Below are 19,855 nucleotides of genomic sequence, written 5' to 3'. Positions count from 1 at the left end.
AAGCAGGCAAAACTCATGCCGTTTGGCTGAGCGGGGCGATGAGCGCGTCGCAGAAACTGTCGACGTCCGATACCCAACCGAAAAAGGTTTCGATGTTGTACAGCGCCGCCTGCTGGGCAAACTGCGGCCCGGCCTGGTGAGTAGCGTCCGCCAGCACCACGCCGAAATATTCGAGGAAGAAGCCGTCGCGCAGCGTGGATTCCACGCAGACGTTGGTGGCGATGCCGGTAAACACCAAATGGTGAATGCCGTAAGATCGCAACAGGCTGTCGAGTTGGGTATTGAAAAAGCCGCTGTAGCGCGGTTTCGGGATCACGATATCGCCCGGCTGCGGCTGCAGTTCATCCACCAGATCGTAGTCCCAGTCGCCTTTGGCCAGCAGCTTGCCCATCAGTTCCGGGCGCTTGCGCATGGTTTTCAGCGCGTTGGATTTATGCCAGTTGGGCGAACCCTGGCCGCCGGCTTCGACATACTGATTGTCCCAGCCGTTCTGGAAAAAGATCACCCGGATACCGGCGGCGCGCGCGGCGCTGATGGCACGTTTGATATTGGCGATCACCGGCGCGGTGGCCGAGACGTCAAAACCGGCGAGGTCAAGATAGCCGCCCTGAGAGGCATAGGCATTTTGCATATCGACCACGATCAGCGCGGTTTCCTGCGGTGCGAAGGCGATAGCCTCCGGGCGAGCGGACAAGGTGACGGTGGCGCCGGTTTCCGGCGACTGGCGGCGTACTACCGGTTGGTTTTCAACAATTTTCATCAGGCCACCTCACGGTTTTCAGCGGTTGTTGGGCAAACGTCGGCGCGGCTTTTCATCAGCGGCTGGATGCGTTCGCCGAAGTCCTCCACCCCTTGCACGAAATCATCGAAGGTCAGCAGCACGCCTTCGGTGCCGGGCACGGTAGCGATCTCATCCATCATGCGCGCCACGTTGGCGTAGGAACCGACCAACGTGCCCATATTGATGTTGACCGCCGAGGTCGGGTCCGCCATCTGGCGCACGTTGGTGTCGGCGCCGGATTTGGTGTCTTTGCCGCTTTGCTCGGTCAGCCAGGCCAGCGCTTCGGTGTCGGCACCGGCCTTATAGCTTTCCCATTTGGCGCGTGCGGCCTCGTCGGTTTCATCGGCAATGATCATGAACAGCACGTAGCAGGCGACGCTGCGGCCTTCGGCATCGGCGGCGGTTTTCAGCCGTGCGGCGGTCGGAGCGAAGGCGGTCGGGGTGTTGACGCCCTTGCCGAAGCAGAAGTTGTAGTCGGCGTATTTGGCCGAGAAGGCCATGCCGGCGTCACTCTGCCCGGCGCAGATGACCTTGATGTCCGCCTGCGGCTGCGGGCTGACGCGACAGTCGTCCATCTGGAAAAATTCGCCTTTGAAATCGGATTTGCCTGTGCCCCACAGATCGCGCAGCACCTTCACGTATTCCGCCAGATAGTCGTAACGGCGGCCAAAGTAATCGTCGCCCGGCCACATGCCCATCTGTTCGTATTCCGGTTTTTGCCAACCTGTCACCACGTTCAGGCCAAAACGCCCGTTGGAAATAGAGTCGATGGTGGAAGCCATCCGCGCGACGATCGCCGGCGGCATGGTCAGGGTGGCGGCGGTGGCGTAGATCTTGATGCGCGAGGTGACTGCGGCCAGCCCGGCCATCAGGGTGAAGGACTCCAGGTTGTGATCCCAAAATTCGGTTTTGCCGCCGAAGCCGCGCAGTTTGATCATCGACAGGGCGAAATCGAAATTGTAATGCTCGGCCTTCTGCACGATGGTTTTGTTGAGTTCAAACGTCGGTTTGTATTGCGGAGCATTGCTGGAAATCAGCCAGCCGTTGTTGCCGATCGGGATAAATACGCCAATTTTCATTTGAACACCTCGGGTCTGCGAATGGGACGGTTCACGCGCTGCTTGAATGCTTCCTGCGGGTTCCAAATTGCGCGGCGCTTGTCATGGACAGTGCAAACGCAGTGCCAGTTTTAAAAAATGCATACTTATCAACAAATTGGTATTTATATGTAATCCTGTTGTTGAGTAAATGGTCCAAAATAGACCGTTTGGTAAAAAATATGTGCACAAAAATCAGGCGCGGTTGCCCGTAAAAGGTGCAAAAAATCCCCCGAAAGGAGTAGGTAAATGCGTGGGTTTCACGCAGTGGCTTTGTTATGCTGGTGGCCGAATCAGGTGGCGCCAAGGAGCTGCAGTGAAGCAACAACCCGTTAAACCCCCTACGCGCCGCTCGCGCGCGGTGGCCGCAAAACGCAGCACTATCATGGATGCGGCACTGGAGTTTTTCTCGCTGTACGGTATTCACGGCACCAGTCTGGATCAGGTGGCGGAGCGCGCCGACGTGTCCAAAACCAATCTGCTTTATTACTTCCCTTCAAAAGAAGAGCTGTACGTTGCGGTGCTGAAAGGCATCCTCGACGTGTGGCTGGCGCCGTTGAAAGCGCTGCGCGCCGATCAGGAACCCTTGCAGGCTATTCGCGAATATATTCGCCTTAAATTGGACGTGTCCCGCCATCACCCGCAGGCCTCGCGGTTGTTTTGTCTGGAGATGATCCAGGGCGCTCCGTTGCTGAAGCTGGAGTTGCAGGGCGGGTTGAAGGCGTTGGTGGACGAGAAGTCCGCGATGATTGAGCGCTGGATCGCCGAAGGCCATATCGCGGCGGTGGATCCGCATCACCTGATCTTTATGCTGTGGGCCACCACCCAGCACTATGCCGATTTTTGGGTGCAGGTGGAGGCGGTGACCGGCAAAACGCTCGATGATGAGGCATTCTTTCAGCAGACGGTGGAAAACGTGCAGCGGGTGATTATCGACGGGATACGCCCGCGTTAATCGTCTAAATAAGGGAAATGCAGGGGGATAAGCGATTATCCCCCTGTTGTTTTTAGGCGGTTTTTTTCTTGCGCAGGAACACGTAAGACAAACCGAGCACCACAAACCACAGCGGCGTGACGATCAGCGCCTGACGAGTGTCATCGCGCAGCGACAGCAGCACCAGCACAAACACGAAGAACGCCATGCACACCCAGCACATCAGCTTGCCGGCCGGCATCTTGTAGATCGATTTCTGGTGCAGCGCCGGGCGTTGCTTACGGTAAACCAGGTAAGAACACAGGATAATGGTCCAGACAAACATGAACAGAATGGCGGAGACGGTGGTCACCAGCGTAAACACCGTCATTACGTTCGGGATCAGGTAAATCAGTACTACGCCGCCCAGCAGACAGATGCAGGAGAAGGTCAGGCCGTTAGCCGGCACCGCCCGCTTGGACAGGTTGGCGAACGACTTCGGCGCATCGCCTTCCTGCGCCAGGCCGAACAGCATGCGGCTGGTGGAAAACACCCCGCTGTTGGCGGAAGAGGCGGCGGAGGTCAGCACCACAAAGTTGATCACGCTGGCCGCCGCCGGCAGGCCGATCAGCACGAACAGCTCGACGAACGGGCTTTTATCGGCAACCACAGAACTCCACGGCGTGACCGACATAATCACGATCAGTGCGAACACGTAGAACATGATGATGCGGATCGGAATGGAGTTGATGGCGCGCGGCAGCACTTTTTCCGGATCTTTGGTTTCAGCTGCGGTGGTGCCCACCAGCTCGATGCCGACAAAGGCGAACACCGCGATCTGGAAGCCGGCGAAGAAGCCGCTGATGCCTTTCGGGAACATGCCGCCGTCATTCCACAGGTGCGAGAACGACGCGACGGTGCCGGTAGGGGACTGGAACTGCATGGCGATCATCACCAATCCGGCGACGATCAACCCGACAATGGCGACGATTTTAATCATCGCAAACCAGAATTCCATCTCGCCAAACATCTTCACCGTCGCCAGGTTCAGGCCCAGCAGCAGTAATACGCACAACAAAGAGGCGATCCATTGCGACAGCCCGGGGAACCAGAACTGGGCGTAGGCGGTGATCGCCACCACGTCGGCGATGCCGGTGACGACCCAGCAGAACCAGTAAGTCCAGCCGGTAAAGAAACCGGCCCAGGGGCCGAGCAGATCGGCGGCGAAATCGCTGAAGGATTTGTATTCCAGGTTGGAGAGCAGCAGCTCGCCCATGGCGCGCATCACGAAAAACAGCATAAAGCCGATGATCATGTACACGAAGATGATGGAAGGCCCGGCCAGACTGATGGTTTTGCCGGACCCCATAAACAGACCTGTACCGATAGCGCCGCCGATGGCGATCAGTTGAATATGTCGGTTAGTTAGGTTTCGCTGTAGATGATCTTCTGACGCAGGCGTCGCGTCTGTGGCTATTTTAGAGTGATCTACCATCTGATGATGTCCTGTTTTACCTGTCATGGGTGAAATAGCGAGCTCTGAAGTGGCTCTTTTTTATACGATTATCCGGTTAACCCGGCTTTAGTAAGGTAGTGCAATAACGCCACCTTTGTGCAACATGTTTACAACATTTATGCGAGGGATAAAAGTCGATTATTCTTTACACGAGGAGGCAAATCGGACGTCTTGGGGGCGGAAGATTACTCCTCGCTTTAGCAGATTAATAGCCCTAAGCAGCCTTATCTTGTTGATAAAAAACAGGGTTGAAAATATCGCATGAGAAAAAGTAATGGATGTAAACGCTTGGCACTGACAGCGGAGAGGCGAATTGTTTTAACCCGTTGGGGCGTTAGCTCGGTGGGTAGCGCGGTTGACTCTTAATCAATGGGGCATAGGTTCGTACCCTGTACGACCCACCAACAAATCATGCGGTTACATCGCTTTTTATTACCCTGTCGTGTCGTAGTTGGAGCTGCGTCAGAAAAAATCGCGCCGATTTGCAGAGTATGTTCAAAAAAAGGTGATCTGGCGCAATCAGGGCATGTTGGTAATCTTTTTAATCGGTATCCAGCACCAATTTTCTGCATGACAAAAATGCAAGAAAGCTGCGCTAAATCGCTTGAAAATACGATGTTCAGGTTGCCGGTATCATGTGCCCTACGGATATCAACGCCACCGCCCAAACCCCGGCGGAAAGCGCGCAGGCACAGTAGACCTGTTTGCGCGGCAGCGAAATCATGCCGGCGACCAAAGGCACGGTATAGCGCATCACGGCCAAAAAGCGCGAGATAAACAACAGTGCCAAGCCTTTTTGCTGCAAGGCTGACTTAGCCTTGTGCAACGCGCTGTGATATCTGGCCGGTAACCATCTCCATGGGGCGCGGCCCTGGAGCAACGCGCCGCAATGGAACGATAAAACGGAACCGAGCATCGCACCCAGAGCAATCGCCCCCCAGACATGAGTGTCTGCCAGCACCGGTTTGCCGGCGACAATGCCCAACATCAGCGTAATCGATGCCGGCGGCAGTAGCGACGAAATGAAAATAACCGATTTGCCGAACGAAAACAGAAAGATGATCAATAGCAGAAAGCCGGGTTCCGGGCTGTATTTGGCGATAATATGGGGCAATTCCGCCATAAAAAATCCTCATAAAATGTGTCTGTGAACCAGTGTCCCCTCTCACGCTTCAATAAAGGTTAAATAGTGGCAAAAGAGCGACGTTTTACCCGACAACTTGCGTTATCCAGAGTTCTGATGAAGTGTCGATCGGGAGCATCGGGAAAAGGATAAGGATTCGCGGTAGAGTGGGCCCACATGATAGATACGCTGAAAGGAAAAAAGGCGCCATGCTAAAGGTTATTGCTGAGGATTTTATCAAGATCGATTGTGTTGAAACTGTGATGCCGCTGTATCAGGAACTGGTGGAGAAAACGCGACAGGAGCCACTTTGCCTCTCTTACGAACTGTTCATCGATCACCAGGACCCTGGGCATTTTATTTTTGTCGAAGAGTGGCCCGACCGGGCTGCATTGGACGTACATTGTCAAACCGAACATTTCACGCGCCTGGTGCCCTTGATCAACCAGCACCAAAGCAAGCCCTGCACCTTTCTGTTTATGAGATCTTTTACTGCAGAGGGAGATTAAGGGGCAAAAAAATCCCCGCTAAGCGGGGTCAATGGCTTCTCAAACGCGGTCTTGTAGTGCTTAAACGTTAGACTGCGAATGATTACCATTCACTAAGAATGTTCTCAAAAGAAGGTTGTTGCCGCATGCCGCGCCTGTTCAACCCAGCCTTGTTGATAGTCAAACGGCTGGGTTAACCCCTGGCGCACGATAGCCTTGGCTGGCCAGCGGGCTTTTGTGCGCGATTTGTCGGGCGATGCTCAGCGCATCATCCTGCTCGGCCTGTTGCAGATAAGTTTGAACCAGACGCGCCATTCCCAGATTGATCGCGTTCTTTTTTTCCGGCTGATTGAGGGTGATAACGGCAACGCCGTCATCGTGGCGCTCGTAGAGCTCCGGGGCAACGGTCATTCATTGGCTTTCTCTCCCTGGAAGAAGAGCAGCGTCAGCAGCAGGGCGATGGCCCCCAGAGGCAGCGAAAACAGCGGCAGATAATAGGCCGGCAGCGTATACAGCGTCAGACCGCCGAACATGCCGCCGGCGGCGATGCCGGCATAGAGTACGGAGCTGTTCAGCGAAACGGTCAGTGCGCCAAAGCGTTTCGATAGCGACAGCAAGTGGTGTTGGATCGGCACCAGATACATCCAGCCGGTAATGCCCCACACCAGAAAGATCGCCAGCACCCACCAGGGGGCGGTGATGTAAAAGGTGAGCAGAAACAGCGAGACCGTTTGGATTGTCACCGAAAACAGCAGCACAAGCTTACTGCCGAGAGTATCGGTCAACACGCCGGACACGAAATTGCCGATGACGGCACCTACGCCGAATACCAGCAGTGCGATCGGTAAAATAGCCTCCGCACCCAGCTGGGTATTTTTCAGCAGCACGCTGACATAGCTGTAAACAATATGCTCGGAACAGACGGCAAAGAAAGTAATCAGCAATGTTGTCAGCACCGCTTTTTGTCGCAGCGGGGCAAGCCGCTCTTTCAACGTGTGTTTACCCGGTGCGGCAATGGCGCGCAACGCCAGTGAAAGCCCCAGCAGAGAAACGGCGCCCAGCAGGGCAATCAGCAGAAAAATCTCCCGCCAGCCGATCAATTTGGCCAGGAAGGTGCCAAAAGGAATGCCCAGGGCGATGGCCAGCGTCATGCCGCCGTAAACGATGGAGATAGCCAGCCCGCGGCGCTTTTCCGACACCAGCCCGACTGCGGCTGCGGCGGCTTGCGGCGTGTAGGCGGCGGCTCCCAACGCTGCCAGCACGCGGCCGGCAGAGATTTGCAAAAAGCTGTCGGCAAACGCGCAGGCCAGATTACCGGCAATAAATAATATCAGGGCGATCTGTAAAATATGTTTGCGATTGAGGTTACCGAACAGCCAGGCGGTCAACGGGGCAAACAGCATATAGGCGAGGGCAAACACCGAGATTAACTGCCCCGTCTGAGCGGGGCCGACAGTAAAGGTATCGGAAATCTCGGTAAGCACGCCGGCGACGATAAACGCATCGGTGCCAATGGCAAAGGTGCCGGTCGCCATCAGACAAAGCGTGAGAAAATGGCCTTTATAATCCGTCAACGTCATCCTGTTCTCCGTAATTCATTGGCGGCCCAGACTTTACTTAATGCCGCCAGGAAATAATCCACATCCTCATGAATATGGGCAGAGGTCGGTGTAACGTGCAAACGCTTGCTGCCTGCCGGGACCGTCGGAGCGTTCACCGGCTGCACGTAAATATCGTACTCATCGAGCAGCACCTTGCCGCTGTGTTTGTTCCGGTGCGGATCGCCGACCGGCACCGGCAGAATGCGGCAGTCTTCCGAAACCAGTGGGATACCGGCGGCGCGCAGGCCGGACTTAAGATGATCGATAATCGCCAGCAGGTGTTTGCGTTGATTATTGTGCGTACCAATAACGGTGGCTGAACGTATTGCCGAATAATTCTCTGCCATAGAAAATCCCCGTGAGTTTTTTCTGCATTGCAGAATGCGAAAATGCTTATAATTTATTTGGATTTGGAACGGCACCGGGTGCCTATGGCGAAGGTAATTGGCAGCGAGATTACTGTCTAACGGTAAAAGTGACAGGTTTACAATAATAGGCGGTTATGATATTCGCGTAATTCCGGTTATTAGTCAGCGTTAAAAACGTTATTTATTAGCGTTCGGATAACCATAGCTTTTTTTGTTATAGCCATCGTATTTTTTATACTATGAAACGGCTGTTGCAGCCTGGGTGCCCCTACTATAGTTAATGTCACTTATCGATTATCCGGTACCGCTTTCTGGAGAACGTGTTTTATGAACACCCGTATTCAGCCTTTGATGGACGCTTTACTCGGCAGCGTGCACGACTGCGAGCTTTTTTTACGCCGTCTGGAACTCTGCGCTCGGACGCTGGGCTTCGAATACTATTCCTATACCGTATTTTCATGTTACCCCGCCAGCCGGCCCAAAATGCAGATAAAAGGGAACTATCCTGCCGAATATCTGGCGGACTACCGCAAGTTGCGGGCCTATCTGCAGGATCCGGTTATCGACCAGGCCCATCATTCCACTCTGCAGTTTCATTGGGACGAAGGGTTCTATCAAGATAAACCGGAGCTGTGGTGGCGTATGGCGCAGTTCGGCATTAGTGAAGGCTGGTCACAGTCGATCAAGGACTGCTACGGCCGGTTGGGCATTCTCACCTTTGCCGGCAAAAAAATCCCTGAGCAGTCGTCGCAGATAGGTGCGCATAACGAAACCTTCTTTTTGTGGTTGGCGCAGATAGCCCATAAAACGTTGCGCGAAGCATTGATATCGGTGAACGACGAGGCGATCAAAGACGTGTTGACGCTGCGTGAAAAGGATATTTTACGCTGGTGCAGCGAAGGTAAAACTTCAGAGGAAATTGCCATGCTTCTGGGGTTGAGTGAAAGGACGGTGAATTTTCATATTGGTAATTCGATTAAAAAACTGTCAGTGGCCAATAAAACCGCCGCTACGGCGAAAGCAGTGTATTTGCAACTTATTTAACGGGTGTTGAAATAATTAATCGGCTAGCTGTTAACTTCGCTATGTTTATATTTTGTTAAATAGTCAATTATCCTGGACAGGAGTTACCGGCGATCACAAAAGCGCAAGAAAGCGGTTCACGCACCTTTCTACCGGCAGTACCCTATAGGCACCAAGGTTTACATAGAAGGGATGTAATATGTACAAGACCATACTAGTGCCGATAGATATCGAAGAAGATCTGCTGACAGAGCATGCCTTGAAGAATGTCGAGTACCTGGCGAAAATTTCCGGAGCCAAAGTGCATTTCTTCCACGCGCTGCCGGACGCTTCAGCGTTCGTTACCGCCTATTCGTTTGGCATCAAGGAGTTTGAGAATCAAGCGGAAGTAAAAGCGGTAGATAAGCTCAAAAAAATCATGTCGGAAATTGATATTCCGCTGGAACGTCTGGATTACACCATCAGCTTTGGCTCCCCGCGCGATCAGGTGCTGGAATTGGCTGAGGAAATCAAAGCGGATTTGATCATCATAGGTTCGCGCCGTCCGAGCGTGAAAACTTACCTGCTGGGATCTAATGCAGCGGCGATTGTGCGCCACGCCAATATCTCGGTCATGGTGGTCAGATAATTCGTTAAATCAGGCCCGCCGTTCAGCTTGCGGGCCTGTATCATTTAACGGCAGAGGGCCACGATTTCTTCATACAACGCCAGTGGCAAGGTAACGCCGTGCTGCTCGCTGTATTGCCGCATCTGAAAACGCCGCTCCCCTGGAATGCGCGCCCCTTGCCCGGACATATCGGTGAACAAGGCTTCCGCTCTGGCAAAGTGAACCTCTTTGTCGGCCCCCATAAAACGATCGGGATCCATGGCGATAATCAATTCGCCGCCGTAAGGAGAGGAGCCGGTCTTCCGATCGTAGGCCAGCGATTCCTTACTGGTCATATCGCCAATCAACGGCCCGGCGAGCAGCTCGACCATTGCTGCCAGCGCCGATCCCTTATGGCCACCAAAGGTCAGCATCGCGCCCTGCAACACGCTGTCCGGGTCGGTTGAAGGTTGACCCCGCTCATCAATTCCCCATCCTTCCGGCAGCGGTGTGCCGGCGCGGCGGTGCAGCTCGATTTCGCCACGTGCCGCGGCGCTGGTAGCCATATCAAAGATAAAGGGTGGGCGTTGCGGGCGTGGCCAGCCAAAGGCGATAGGGTTGGTGCCGAACAACGGACGGGTTCCCCCGGCGGGGGTGACCCAGGCATGGCTGGGGGTGCATGCCAGCGCCACCAGTCCTTGCTCGGTTAAGGGTTCGATATCGGCCCACAGGGCGGAAAAATGCACACAGTGGTTAATGGCCAACGCCGCTATGCCGTTAGCGCGGACCTTGTCGACAAAAGCAGGCAGTGCGCTGCGGTAAGCCAGCAGTGAAAAACCATCGTTGGCGTCCACCCGCAGGATCGCCGGAGCGCTGTCGGAAAGCACAGGAACGGCGCTGGCGGACACCTTGCCGGCCAGTAGCGTTCGCACGCAACCGAGCACCCGGTATAGGCCGTGCGAGGCGCAGCCATCACGTTCACCGGCAGTCACATTTTGCGCGACGGCATCGGCATGTTCAGCGCTGAAACCGTTGCTGCGCAGTGCGCGCAGCGCGAGATGATAGGCCTCGCTCAGTGACAGAGTCTGGGTTTGCGTCATTAGATTTCTCCTTTGCGGCTACTCTTCTTCATCACCGTCGAAATTCGCCTTGGGTAAACAGGTATAGGCGCCCCAGTAGTAAATCACCAGCGCAATGACCGCCACCATTAGGGTATCCCACGGGTGGCCGATGGCATTGATACCGCCAAAGCTACCGAGATAAGACGCCACAATAATCAGCGCATAGAAGCCGATCAGCCACAGTGAGGACCAGATCTGCTGCCGCAGGCTGACGGCATGGGTGGGCACCTTGTTTTTGAACAGGATATAGACCACGAACATCAGGATCTGCAGGCCAAGCAGCCAGGAAACGGTGTTCCATCCGGACCAGTAAACGATAAGTGCCGAGATGATGAATGACAGCGGACCGAGCACGCCAAAACCTCTCACGAAGAATGGGCGGGGCAGGTCCGGCGCATTACGACGCAGACCGGCGGCGGTGACGGGCGCAATGGCGTAACTCAGTACCAGCGCGGCGGACACTACGCCGATCAGCTTCTCCCAGGAGGGGAAGGGCAGCGTCCAGAAGATCGACAGACCAAAGGTCAGCCACAGCGCGGGGCGCGGAATGCCGGACTCGCCGTCGACGTGGGTAAATATTTTAAAGAAGGTGCCGGCGCGCGCCCAGCCGTAGATCACGCGCGGCGTGGCGTTCATATAGATATTGCCGGTGCCGCTCGGCGAGATAATCGCATCGCTCACCACCAGGAACGCCAGCCACCCCATCCCCAGCGTGATGGCGATATCGCGGTAAGGCAGTGAGAATTGCCGGCTGATACCGGCCCAGCCACCACTCAACATCTCGCTGGGAATGCTGCCGAGGAAAGCCACTTGCAGCAGCACGTAGATGATGGTGGACAGCACCACGGACAGGATCAGCGCGATGGGGATAGTGCGCTGCGGGTTTTGCACCTCGCTGGCGACCGAGATAATCGGCGTCAGGCCGAGGTAAGCGAAGATAATCCCGCCTGCCGAAATGGCCGCCTCTACCCCGGCGGAACCGAAGGGTGCAAAGCCCTGGCTATACAAATTTTCGGGTTTGAAGAAGTTGAACAACACCACGATCACCAACAGCGGCACCACGAATTTAATCACGCTAATCAGGTTGTTGGATTTGGCAAAGGTTTTGACACTGTAGTAGTTAAGGGCGAAAAAGAAACACAGCAGCACCAGCTGCACGACCCAGCCGATCGGCGTCGGGTCGCCGGAACCGGGTTGGCTCAGAAAGGGAAACCAGGCGGCGGCGTACTGGCGGGCGGCGACGATCTCGATCGATATCAGGCTGGAGAAGGCGATCAGAGTGATAAACCCCAACAGATAGCCCATCAGTTCGCCGTGGGAAAATACCGGATAACGGATGATGCCGCCAGCGCGTGGCAGAGCTGCACCCAGTTCGCAATAAACAATGCCGAGCAACAAAACGGCCAGGCCACCGATAAGCCAGGAGTAAATGCCCGCCGGGCCGGCAATGGATGAGACGTGGCTGGCGGCAAATAGCCAACCGGAGCCAAATATAGCGCCCAGACCAATAAACGTCAGATCGGTGAGCGTAAGCTGCTTCTTGAATTTGCCTTGGGTTGTCATGGGGTTACCCTCTTGTTATTTGATGGCATTCAGATACGGCCTGGCTAGTCGTTGGTAGATAAAGTAATGGGATCCCGGGTATAAATACCGTTAACCAGCCGCAACAGGCCAAGTGGATTGCTGTCTTGCAACGGTGGGGGGAGTAGCGCCGCAGGGTAATTTTGCAGGCAGACCGGGCGCAGAAAACGTTCGATGGCCAGCGTGCCTACCGAAGTGCCGCGTGCGTCGCTGGTCGCCGGATAAGGGCCGCCGTGCACCATGGCGTCACAGACCTCTACCCCAGTGGGATACCCGTTGAACAGTACTCGCCCGGCCTTGCGAGTCAGCAATTGGGCCAGCGGTGCCGCGTCGGCTTGATCATCTTCCTCCGCCAGCAGGGTGGCGGTCAGTTGCCCTTGCAGGCCTTCCAGCACGGCAGCCAGTTGACGGTTGTCTTCCACCGCCACCAGGACGGCCATCGGACCAAAAACTTCCTCCTGCAGCAAAGGGTTGCCACTCAGCAGCAGATTGACGTCGGCCTGATAAAGCTGTGGAGCGGCCAGATGCGGTTGCTGCTCGCGGTTGCCGGCCAGATGGCGAATGCCCGGCACCTCTTCGAGCGTTTTTAATCCGTTGCGGTAATGCGTCAGAGTGCCGGTGTTCAGCATTGGCTGCGGTGCGGCAGCGTTTATCAGCGTGTTTAACTCGTTAATCAACCGGCTGAATGCCGCACCGCGCTGGCCGAGGATCAACCCCGGCTTGGTGCAGAACTGGCCGCACCCCAGGGTGAATGAGGCAACCAGTTCCTGAGCGATTTTCTGCCCACGTCGGGCCAGAGCCTGGGGCATCACGATCAGCGGGTTAATGCTCGACATTTCGGCAAACACCGGAATAGGCTGTGGGCGGCGCATGGCCAGATCGAACAGGGCTCTGCCACCCCGCAGCGAGCCGGTAAAGCCCACCGCCTGGATCGCCGGGTGCTGTACCAGCTCGGCGCCAATGCGATCGCCGTAAATCATGTTGAATACGCCGGCCGGGATTTGCTGCTGCTCTCGGGCCCGTTCAATCGCCTGTGCGGTCAGCTCTGCGGTGATCATATGGCCGCCGTGCGCCTTGAACACGACCGGGCAACCCGCAGCCAATGCGGCCGCCGTGTCCCCGCCTGCGGTGGAGAACGCCAGCGGAAAGTTGCTGGCGCCGAACACCGCTACCGGGCCGATAGCGGTGCGATACTGCCGCAGATCCGGGCGTGGTAATGGCGCTCGCTGTGGCAGAGCGCAGTCTATGCGTGCGCCGTGCATATCGCCGCGACGCAATAGGGTGGCAAATAACCGTATCTGACCGCTGGTTCTGGTGCGCTCGCCGCTCAGGCGAGCCAAGGGCAGGGCGGTCTCCAGCATGGCGAAGGCGAAGAAATCCTCATCCAGCGCGTCCAGTTGATCGGCAATGGCCTCAAGAAATGCAGCCCGGCGCTCGGCGCTGATTTGTGAATAGGCAATGAAGGCCTGTGCGGCAGCCTCGGCTGCGGATGCGGCTTCAACGGTGGTTGCCTGATGGAAACGGTGGCCGGTTGGTTGGCCGTTATCGGCTCGCAGGCTGACCAGCGTAGCTTCTCCCCCGGAGCAGCGTTTGCCACCGATAAACTGTTGGCCGCGGATAGTATGGATATTGGGCATGTATCCCCCGTCAGAAAAAATGAGAATGCCCGGCAGACGGCCGGGCGAAGGCGGCGATTACAGCCCGACATCCGCCAGTTCGGGGCGGTTTGCCAGCGCTTTTTGGACCACTGCGGTGACTTCCGCCAGCGTGTCGCCTTGCAGCGCCAGGCGTGGGGGACGGGTAACGGCGCTACCGCGGCCCACCAGCTCTTCACACAGCTTGATGCACTGCACCAGATCCGGCCGCGCATCGAGGTGCAACAGCGGCATAAACCAACGGTATAGCGACAGCGCTTCTTCAAAGCGTTTTTGCTTCGCCAGACGGAACAGCGTTTCACCTTCACGCGGGAAGGCGTTGGACATCCCGGATATCCAACCTTCGGCCCCGACAGCGATGCTTTCGAGCACCACATCATCCAGCCCGGCGAACAGGACGAAGCGATCGCCAACCTCGTTGCGCAGATCGATAAAGCGGCGGGTATCGCCGGAAGAGTCTTTGAAACACACGATGTTTTCGCAGTCGACCAGCGAGGTCAGGATGTCGGGCGTTACGTCGTTTTTATAAATGGGCGGGTTGTTGTAGACCATGATCGGCAGATCGGTGGCGGTGGCGACGCTGCGAAAGTGCGCAGCGGTTTCGTGGGGTTTGGCGGAGTAAACCAGGGCCGGCATTACCATAATGCCGTCGACACCGACTTTCTGCGCTTCGAGCGCCATATTGCGCGCAAAGGCAGTAGTGAATTCGGCGATGCCGGCGATCACCGGTACCTTGCCCTGGGCCGCATCCCGCGCGACCTCAATGACTGACAGCTTTTCCTGTACCGTCAATGAAGTGTTTTCGCCGACGGTGCCGCATACCACCAGACCTGAAACGCCGTCCTTGACCAGGTTTTTGATCACCGTATGAGTGGCGTCGAGATCCAGAGAGAAATCACTGCGGAACTGGGTGCTGACCGCCGGGAACACGCCGCTCCATTTAATGGCTTTATGACTCATAGTGTTTATCCTGTCGTCCAAGTTTGTTAATCGATGGTGAACTATTGGTGAAATCCAACCACAGATTGACCTGTATTGTTCGCAGGGGCTTGACGGTTTTCGCCGAATGCCACGACGAAATTGGCACAGTTGCGCAGATCATCGGGCGGCAAAAAGCCTGAGGGTTATTCAGCCGAGAAAAGAGGAATGAGCGGTAATATCAGACGGTTAAGGGGTTGCCGTGAGCCGAAAGGCGCGTGGCGTCAAGCCGGTCATCGACTTGAACTGACGGCTGAAAGCGCTGTGATCGGTATAGCCGCATTGCAGGGCAATGTCGGTGATGGGCAAATCGCCGGCCAGCAATTCGGTCGCTTTTTCCAACCGAACCTTGTGGATCATCTGGCGCGGCGTAAGGTGAAAAATGCGTTTGCAGTAGCGTTCTATCTGCGCCACGGAAAGCGCGGTGAGCACCGTTAGCTCTTCGAGAGCGATCGGCCGGGCATAATGCTGGCGGATATAGACGTCGATGGCAGCCAGCCGTTGATAGGCCGGGTGGTTGGCTTTGGCTTCCTGCAGGTCATGCGAGATGCCTGCCATGCCGATGATTTTGCCCTGCGCGTCGTACAGTGCCAGCTTTTGCGTCAGGCACCAGCCGGTTTCCCGACCGTTATACAGATGCATTTCCAGCTGATCCTGAATCAGCACCCCGTGGCGCAGCACCCGGAGATCCTGCTCGGTGTAACCCGATCCAAGCTGGGCGGGAAAGACGTCCGCCGAGGTTTTTCCCAGCAAGGGCATGACGGTTTTAAACCCACAGCGCTTGGCCAGCGTCAGATTTGCCAACAGGTAACGCGCCTGCGCATCCTTGATAAAGAACACCACGTTGGGAATGGCGTTGAGCAGCGGGGCGATCAGCGCCAGCGAGTTCAGCAATTCGTGCAGGTTGTTAGGGCGCTGTTGCGCCAGGCCATCGCACAGCCGGGACAGCTGTTCTACGGCAAATACGTCATCTTCCTGCTCATCTGTTGCGGGCTGAGGAGAAGTAACAACCTGATGGTCATGGGCCAATCGCATAGCAATACCTTCCCCGCTGTTTGACACCGAACCTGAGGCGGCCCGGGCAGGCCATTCCTGGCGCCGTTAATCAATATTAACTTTCTGATAACTTTTCAAGCGCAGCTGCCAAATATGCGCATTGCCGCATACTTTTTCTTTTTGCAGCGCAGTTTTTAGCAAGAGCAACGGCTGCCGCCTCGCAGTTTTAGAAATAGCATATCAATAACATAGTGATAAATAAGTCATTCTTATGACCGCTGCAACTGGGTTAGGCGGCATGGGGTAAACGCCGTTGTGTGCATTGTGCTGATTTCTGCATTTACCGCGCCGAAATGCATCAAGCTCTCGTCGGCGTATTCGGTCAGGCTAAGGCTATAGGTAACAGGCTATTAACCCAGGAGACTCCGATGGCAATTTCTTCGCATTTCACCGTACTGCGGGCGATCGATTCCCACACCGGCGGGGAACCCACCCGATTGATTATTGAGGGGTTCCCCGATCTGGGCAGCGGCAGTATGGCGGAACGCAAGGCGTTGTTTGCGCAGCAGTATGACGACTGGCGAAGCGCCGTGATTCTGGAGCCCCGTGGCAATGACGTGCTGGTGGGAGCATTGCTGTGCCAACCCTGTTCACCACAAGCCACCGCCGGGGTGATTTTCTTCAACAATGCCGGCTATCTGGGCATGTGCGGCCACGGCACTATCGGGCTGGTTGCCTCGCTGGCCTATCTGGGGAGGATCCGCGCCGGCGAGCATTTGATTGAAACCCCTGTCGGCACGGTAAGTGCCACGTTGCATCAAGATGGCAGCGTCACGGTGGAAAATGTACCCGCCTACCGTTTTCGTCGCCAGGTGTCGGTTGAGGTAAAGGGCTATGGCGCGGTGACGGGCGATATCGCCTGGGGGGGAAACTGGTTTTTCCTGATTGCCGAACATCCTCTGGCCATCAACAGGCAAAATCTGGAGGCGCTCACCGCCTTTTGCTGGGCGGTGCGTCAGGCGCTGGAGCTGGCGGGCGTTTATGGGGAAGACGGCGGTGTTATCGATCACATTGAACTGTTCACCGACGACCCGCAGGCTGACAGCCGCAACTTCGTGCTATGCCCCGGCAAGGCCTATGATCGTTCGCCTTGTGGGACCGGCACCAGCGCCAAGCTGGCTTGTCTGGCGGCCGACGGCAAATTGCAGCCGGATGAGGTCTGGCGCCAGGCGAGCGTGATGGGTAGCGAGTTCAGCGGTTATTACCGCCCTGATGGCGATCGCATAACCCCTTTTATTCGCGGGCAAGCGTACGTTTGCGCCGACAGCCGGTTATTGCTGGATGAGCATGACCCCTTCGTCTGGGGGATCCGTTGATGGTCACCGGCAGGTGCGCGGAAGCGATAGTGATAGGCGCCGGCATTATAGGTGCGGCCTGTGCCTGGAGGCTGGCGCAGGAAGGGCATCGGGTCTTGCTGGTGGATAATCAGCGCCCTGGTGCCACGGCAGCAGGCATGGGACACCTGGTCTGCATGGATGATAACCCCGCTGAATTGGCCTTAAGCGCTTATTCGTTGCAATTGTGGCGCGATGTAGTGGATCGCATGCCGGAAAGCTGCGCCTGGCGAGGTTGCGGCACGCTCTGGTTAGCGGAGCGTGAAGATGAAATGGCGATTGCCGAACTGAAGCTGCGGCGAATGGCGGAATATGGCGTGCTTAGCGAGACGCTCGGTGCTGAGCAGGTTACCCGTCTTGAGCCGATGCTGCGGCCCGGCCTGGCGGGCGGGTTACGGGTGCCGGGCGATGGCATTGTGTATGCGCCCAACGTTGCCCGCTGGTTACAGACCGATGCGGGAGCGGCGATCGGCGTGGTTGCCGGCGAGGCTGTCATGCTGGAGGATCAAACGGTGGTGCTGGCCAGCGGTGAGCGCCTGACTGCACCCGTAGTGGTGCTTGCCTGCGGCCTCCAGGCCGATCGGCTGTTGGCGCAGCCGTTGTTGAAAGCCAAAAAAGGGCACTTGGCGATCACCGATCGCTACCCACGGCAGGTTCGCCATCAATTGGTTGAACTGGGCTATGGCGCCAGTGCGCATGCCTGCGACGGCACTTCAGTGGCGTTTAACGTTCAGGCGCGCCCGACAGGCCAATTGCTGATTGGTTCTTCCCGCCAATTTGGCACCTTAGACACCGACATAGACATGCCAATACTGGCGGCGATGCTGGCGCGCGCCCAAACCTTTTTACCCGCGTTGGCGCAACTGAATATTATCCGCTGCTGGACCGGCCTGCGCGCCGCTTCGGCCGATGGTTTGCCGCTATTGGGGCCGCACCCGCAGCACTCCTGGTTATGGCTGGCATTGGGGCATGAGGGGTTGGGGGTGACAACCGCATTGGGCAGCGCCGCACTGATTGCGGCGCAGATCCAGAATCACCGGCCAGCGATTGACGACACTCCCTATCTTGCTGCGCGGATGTTTGGCACGGAGGTATTGTCGGTATGAGCCAGGAGGATAATTTGCTGACACTCACAATCGAGGGGGAAAGCTTACGCGTGCCGGAGGGCATCAGCGTGGCAGCAGCGCTTAGCCTGAGCGGGCAGGATCGTTGTCGTCACTCGGTCAGCCAACTGCCGCGAGCGCCGTTTTGTGGCATGGGTATTTGCCAGGAGTGCCGCGTTACGGTGAATGGCCTGCGACGGTTGGCGTGCCAGACCCTGTGCCAATCAGGCATGCGTATTGAGAGGAGCGATGATGAGTAATCTGACGTGCGATGTGCTGATTATCGGTGGAGGGCCTGCTGGGTTAGCGGCAGCCCGCGCCGCTGCGCAAAGTGGCCAGTCGGTGCTGGTGTTGGACGATAACCCCCGCCCAGGCGGACAAATTTGGCGCGATGGGCCGGGAGTAATATTGCCAGTGCTTGCGCAGCAGTATCGGCAGGCCGTTGAGGCGCTGAATAACGTGACGTTACTCAACGCCGTTAAAATCGTGGCTCATTACGGGCCGCAGCAAATCCTCTATGAAGGTGCTTTGGGCAGCGGACTCGTCGATTATCAACGGTTGATCTTGTGTTGCGGCGCACGGGAGCTTCTGCTGCCGTTTCCCGGCTGGACACTGCCAGGGGTGACCGGTGCCGGCGGGTTGCAGGCGCAAATAAAGCAGGGGCTGCAAATCAAAGGGGAGCGGGTGGTGATTGCCGGTAGCGGGCCGTTGCTGCTGGCGGTGGCCAATAACGTTGCCAAAGCCGGCGGCGAAGTGGTGGTGCTGGCGGAGCAAGCCTCTGTCCTGCGGTTGGCGGGGTTTGCCGGTGGGCTGTGGCGCTGGCCGACGAAGCTACGCCAATCATTGACTCTGCTAAATCGTCGTTATCGCCCTGACAGCTATGTACTGGAGGCGCTGGGCGAACAACGGCTGGAGGCGGTGCGGGTTCGGCAGGGCAGGCGAGTGGTGACGCTGCCTTGCGATCGGTTGGCCTGCGGTTTTGGCCTGGTGGCTAATATCGAACTGGCGATGCTCTTGGGATGTCGAATTTTCAATCATGCTGTGGCTGTGGACGAGCAGCAGCAAACCAGTCTGCCGCAGATTTATGCCGCCGGAGACTGTACCGGCGTTGGTGGCAGCGAGTTGGCGCTGGCAGAGGGAGCTATCGCAGGCTATGTCGCCACCGGCAATAGGGAACAGGCGCAGGCATTGCTGGCGCAGCGTGATAAGTGGCGGCATTTCGCTGGGGCGGTAGAGCGCGCCTTTATGCTAAACCCTGCTTTGAAAGCGTTGTCGATGCCCGATACGCTGTTATGCCGCTGCGAGGATGTCCCGCTGGGACAGGTCCGTGAGTTCTCTGGCTGGTCGGCGGCCAAGCTGGGTAGCCGCTGCGGTATGGGCGCCTGTCAGGGCAAAATTTGCGCGACGGCGGCACGTCATCTTTTTGGCTGGCCGCTGGAGGCTCCACGGATCCCATTGACGCCGGCCAGAACAGAAACGCTGGTGCGGCTTGGCCGCGCCGAGAGCGACGGATAAGCATGCTACACTCAGG

At 56.8% G+C, this 19,855-nt stretch carries 20 protein-coding genes; 8 read left to right on the top strand and 12 right to left on the bottom strand.

From position 1 onward, the window contains the following. Positions 1-13 precede the first annotated feature (13 nt). A complete protein-coding gene (gene rutB, locus D4100_RS05370) occupies positions 14-760 on the bottom strand; it encodes a pyrimidine utilization protein B (protein ID WP_006321691.1) in 747 nt (248 codons plus the stop codon). Further along, positions 760-1,860 carry a pyrimidine utilization protein A gene (gene rutA, locus D4100_RS05365; protein ID WP_006321692.1) on the bottom strand — a complete coding sequence of 367 codons (1,101 nt, stop codon included), beginning with the start codon at positions 1,858-1,860 and terminating at the stop codon, positions 760-762. The genes rutB and rutA overlap by 1 nt, the downstream gene beginning before the upstream one ends. A 334-nt stretch (positions 1,861-2,194) precedes the next feature. Here rutA and rutR point away from each other — a divergent pair, with 334 nt between their 5' ends. Then, a complete protein-coding gene (rutR, locus tag D4100_RS05360; protein ID WP_006321693.1) occupies positions 2,195-2,833 on the top strand; it encodes an HTH-type transcriptional regulator RutR in 639 nt (212 codons plus the stop codon). 52 nt (positions 2,834-2,885) lie between these two features. On the opposite strand, the gene cycA is transcribed toward rutR, so the two are convergent. Then, complete coding sequence (gene cycA, locus D4100_RS05355; protein ID WP_006321694.1) at positions 2,886-4,286, bottom strand: D-serine/D-alanine/glycine transporter; 1,401 nt, start codon at positions 4,284-4,286, stop codon at positions 2,886-2,888. Between the two features lie 640 nt (positions 4,287-4,926). Beyond that, a complete protein-coding gene (locus D4100_RS05345) occupies positions 4,927-5,430 on the bottom strand; it encodes a DedA family protein (protein WP_006321695.1) in 504 nt (167 codons plus the stop codon). 209 nt (positions 5,431-5,639) lie between these two features. Here D4100_RS05345 and D4100_RS05340 point away from each other — a divergent pair, with 209 nt between their 5' ends. Next, positions 5,640-5,939, top strand: a complete 300-nt coding sequence (locus tag D4100_RS05340; protein ID WP_006321696.1) for a putative quinol monooxygenase — start codon at positions 5,640-5,642, stop codon at positions 5,937-5,939. A gap of 159 nt (positions 5,940-6,098) precedes the next feature. Here the strand turns inward: D4100_RS05340 and D4100_RS05335 are convergent, their stop codons facing one another. From D4100_RS05335 to D4100_RS05325, 3 genes are read right to left on the bottom strand one after another with little or no spacing between them, the layout of a single operon-like run. Further along, a complete protein-coding gene (locus tag D4100_RS05335; protein WP_244941637.1) occupies positions 6,099-6,329 on the bottom strand; it encodes a hypothetical protein in 231 nt (76 codons plus the stop codon). Then, complete coding sequence (locus tag D4100_RS05330; RefSeq protein ID WP_119803390.1) at positions 6,326-7,498, bottom strand: MFS transporter; 1,173 nt, start codon at positions 7,496-7,498, stop codon at positions 6,326-6,328. Before D4100_RS05330 ends, D4100_RS05335 begins: the two co-directional genes overlap by 4 nt. Next, positions 7,495-7,866, bottom strand: a complete 372-nt coding sequence (locus D4100_RS05325; RefSeq protein ID WP_244941636.1) for an aminotransferase class I/II-fold pyridoxal phosphate-dependent enzyme — start codon at positions 7,864-7,866, stop codon at positions 7,495-7,497. Before D4100_RS05325 ends, D4100_RS05330 begins: the two co-directional genes overlap by 4 nt. Positions 7,867-8,214: 348 nt before the next feature. On the opposite strand from D4100_RS05325, the gene D4100_RS05320 reads away from it, so the two are divergent. Beyond that, positions 8,215-8,931: an autoinducer binding domain-containing protein gene (locus D4100_RS05320; protein ID WP_119803388.1), complete on the top strand. Its 717-nt coding sequence runs from the start codon at positions 8,215-8,217 to the stop codon at positions 8,929-8,931. 178 nt (positions 8,932-9,109) lie between these two features. Continuing rightward, positions 9,110-9,538, top strand: coding sequence for a universal stress protein (locus D4100_RS05315; protein ID WP_004942906.1), 429 nt, complete (start codon positions 9,110-9,112; stop codon positions 9,536-9,538). Positions 9,539-9,582: 44 nt separating this feature from the next. Here D4100_RS05315 and D4100_RS05310 read toward each other — a convergent pair whose 3' ends face one another. The 5 genes from D4100_RS05310 to D4100_RS05290 form a co-directional block, all read right to left on the bottom strand. Then, positions 9,583-10,596 (bottom strand): Ldh family oxidoreductase, encoded by a 1,014-nt coding sequence (locus D4100_RS05310; protein WP_006321701.1) that lies wholly within the window; start codon positions 10,594-10,596, stop codon positions 9,583-9,585. An 18-nt stretch (positions 10,597-10,614) separates the two neighbouring features. Continuing rightward, a complete protein-coding gene (locus D4100_RS05305; RefSeq protein WP_006321702.1) occupies positions 10,615-12,180 on the bottom strand; it encodes an APC family permease in 1,566 nt (521 codons plus the stop codon). A 44-nt stretch (positions 12,181-12,224) separates the two neighbouring features. Continuing rightward, a complete protein-coding gene (locus D4100_RS05300; protein ID WP_119803386.1) occupies positions 12,225-13,835 on the bottom strand; it encodes an aldehyde dehydrogenase (NADP(+)) in 1,611 nt (536 codons plus the stop codon). Between the two features lie 57 nt (positions 13,836-13,892). After that, positions 13,893-14,813: a dihydrodipicolinate synthase family protein gene (locus tag D4100_RS05295; RefSeq protein WP_006321704.1), complete on the bottom strand. Its 921-nt coding sequence runs from the start codon at positions 14,811-14,813 to the stop codon at positions 13,893-13,895. 207 nt (positions 14,814-15,020) lie between these two features. Beyond that, positions 15,021-15,866, bottom strand: a complete 846-nt coding sequence (locus tag D4100_RS05290) for an AraC family transcriptional regulator (protein ID WP_119803384.1) — start codon at positions 15,864-15,866, stop codon at positions 15,021-15,023. Between the two features lie 389 nt (positions 15,867-16,255). Between D4100_RS05290 and D4100_RS05285 the strand changes: the two genes are divergently transcribed. The 4 genes from D4100_RS05285 to D4100_RS05270 are packed head-to-tail and all read left to right on the top strand — an operon-like array spanning position 16,256 to position 19,839. Further along, entirely contained in the window at positions 16,256-17,203 is a 948-nt protein-coding gene (locus D4100_RS05285) for a 4-hydroxyproline epimerase (RefSeq protein WP_006321706.1), read from the top strand. After that, the gene (locus D4100_RS05280) at positions 17,203-18,327 is read left to right on the top strand and encodes an NAD(P)/FAD-dependent oxidoreductase (RefSeq protein ID WP_006321707.1); all 1,125 of its coding nucleotides are present in this window, start codon (positions 17,203-17,205) and stop codon (positions 18,325-18,327) included. The genes D4100_RS05285 and D4100_RS05280 overlap by 1 nt, the downstream gene beginning before the upstream one ends. Further along, complete coding sequence (locus D4100_RS05275; RefSeq protein WP_006321708.1) at positions 18,324-18,584, top strand: (2Fe-2S)-binding protein; 261 nt, start codon at positions 18,324-18,326, stop codon at positions 18,582-18,584. Before D4100_RS05280 ends, D4100_RS05275 begins: the two co-directional genes overlap by 4 nt. After that, positions 18,577-19,839, top strand: a complete 1,263-nt coding sequence (locus D4100_RS05270; RefSeq protein WP_006321709.1) for an NAD(P)/FAD-dependent oxidoreductase — start codon at positions 18,577-18,579, stop codon at positions 19,837-19,839. Before D4100_RS05275 ends, D4100_RS05270 begins: the two co-directional genes overlap by 8 nt. The last annotated feature ends 16 nt before the right edge of the window (positions 19,840-19,855 follow it).

The sequence above is a fragment of the Serratia inhibens genome (genome assembly GCF_003591175.1).
Taxonomy (GTDB): Bacteria; Pseudomonadota; Gammaproteobacteria; order Enterobacterales; family Enterobacteriaceae; genus Serratia; species Serratia inhibens.
The sequence above is the reverse complement of the archived record's forward strand: the minus strand, read 5'-3'. Positions and strand labels throughout refer to the sequence as shown.

What these genes read in the sequence shown, in the direction of transcription:
- D4100_RS05310 (WP_006321701.1), bottom strand. Translation starts at nt 10,596, where the DNA reads ATGACGCAAACCCAGACTCTGTCACTGAGCGAGGCCTATCATCTCGCG.
- D4100_RS05295 (WP_006321704.1), bottom strand. Translation starts at nt 14,813, where the DNA reads ATGAGTCATAAAGCCATTAAATGGAGCGGCGTGTTCCCGGCGGTCAGC.
- D4100_RS05280 (WP_006321707.1), top strand. Translation starts at nt 17,203, where the DNA reads ATGGTCACCGGCAGGTGCGCGGAAGCGATAGTGATAGGCGCCGGCATT.
- cycA (WP_006321694.1), bottom strand. Translation starts at nt 4,286, where the DNA reads ATGGTAGATCACTCTAAAATAGCCACAGACGCGACGCCTGCGTCAGAA.
- D4100_RS05290 (WP_119803384.1), bottom strand. Translation starts at nt 15,866, where the DNA reads ATGCGATTGGCCCATGACCATCAGGTTGTTACTTCTCCTCAGCCCGCA.
- D4100_RS05270 (WP_006321709.1), top strand. Translation starts at nt 18,577, where the DNA reads ATGAGTAATCTGACGTGCGATGTGCTGATTATCGGTGGAGGGCCTGCT.
- rutB (WP_006321691.1), bottom strand. Translation starts at nt 760, where the DNA reads ATGAAAATTGTTGAAAACCAACCGGTAGTACGCCGCCAGTCGCCGGAA.
- rutA (WP_006321692.1), bottom strand. Translation starts at nt 1,860, where the DNA reads ATGAAAATTGGCGTATTTATCCCGATCGGCAACAACGGCTGGCTGATT.
- D4100_RS05275 (WP_006321708.1), top strand. Translation starts at nt 18,324, where the DNA reads ATGAGCCAGGAGGATAATTTGCTGACACTCACAATCGAGGGGGAAAGC.
- D4100_RS05285 (WP_006321706.1), top strand. Translation starts at nt 16,256, where the DNA reads ATGGCAATTTCTTCGCATTTCACCGTACTGCGGGCGATCGATTCCCAC.
- D4100_RS05315 (WP_004942906.1), top strand. Translation starts at nt 9,110, where the DNA reads ATGTACAAGACCATACTAGTGCCGATAGATATCGAAGAAGATCTGCTG.
- D4100_RS05305 (WP_006321702.1), bottom strand. Translation starts at nt 12,180, where the DNA reads ATGACAACCCAAGGCAAATTCAAGAAGCAGCTTACGCTCACCGATCTG.
- D4100_RS05300 (WP_119803386.1), bottom strand. Translation starts at nt 13,835, where the DNA reads ATGCCCAATATCCATACTATCCGCGGCCAACAGTTTATCGGTGGCAAA.
- D4100_RS05340 (WP_006321696.1), top strand. Translation starts at nt 5,640, where the DNA reads ATGCTAAAGGTTATTGCTGAGGATTTTATCAAGATCGATTGTGTTGAA.
- D4100_RS05320 (WP_119803388.1), top strand. Translation starts at nt 8,215, where the DNA reads ATGAACACCCGTATTCAGCCTTTGATGGACGCTTTACTCGGCAGCGTG.
- D4100_RS05325 (WP_244941636.1), bottom strand. Translation starts at nt 7,866, where the DNA reads ATGGCAGAGAATTATTCGGCAATACGTTCAGCCACCGTTATTGGTACG.
- D4100_RS05330 (WP_119803390.1), bottom strand. Translation starts at nt 7,498, where the DNA reads ATGACGTTGACGGATTATAAAGGCCATTTTCTCACGCTTTGTCTGATG.
- D4100_RS05335 (WP_244941637.1), bottom strand. Translation starts at nt 6,329, where the DNA reads ATGACCGTTGCCCCGGAGCTCTACGAGCGCCACGATGACGGCGTTGCC.
- D4100_RS05345 (WP_006321695.1), bottom strand. Translation starts at nt 5,430, where the DNA reads ATGGCGGAATTGCCCCATATTATCGCCAAATACAGCCCGGAACCCGGC.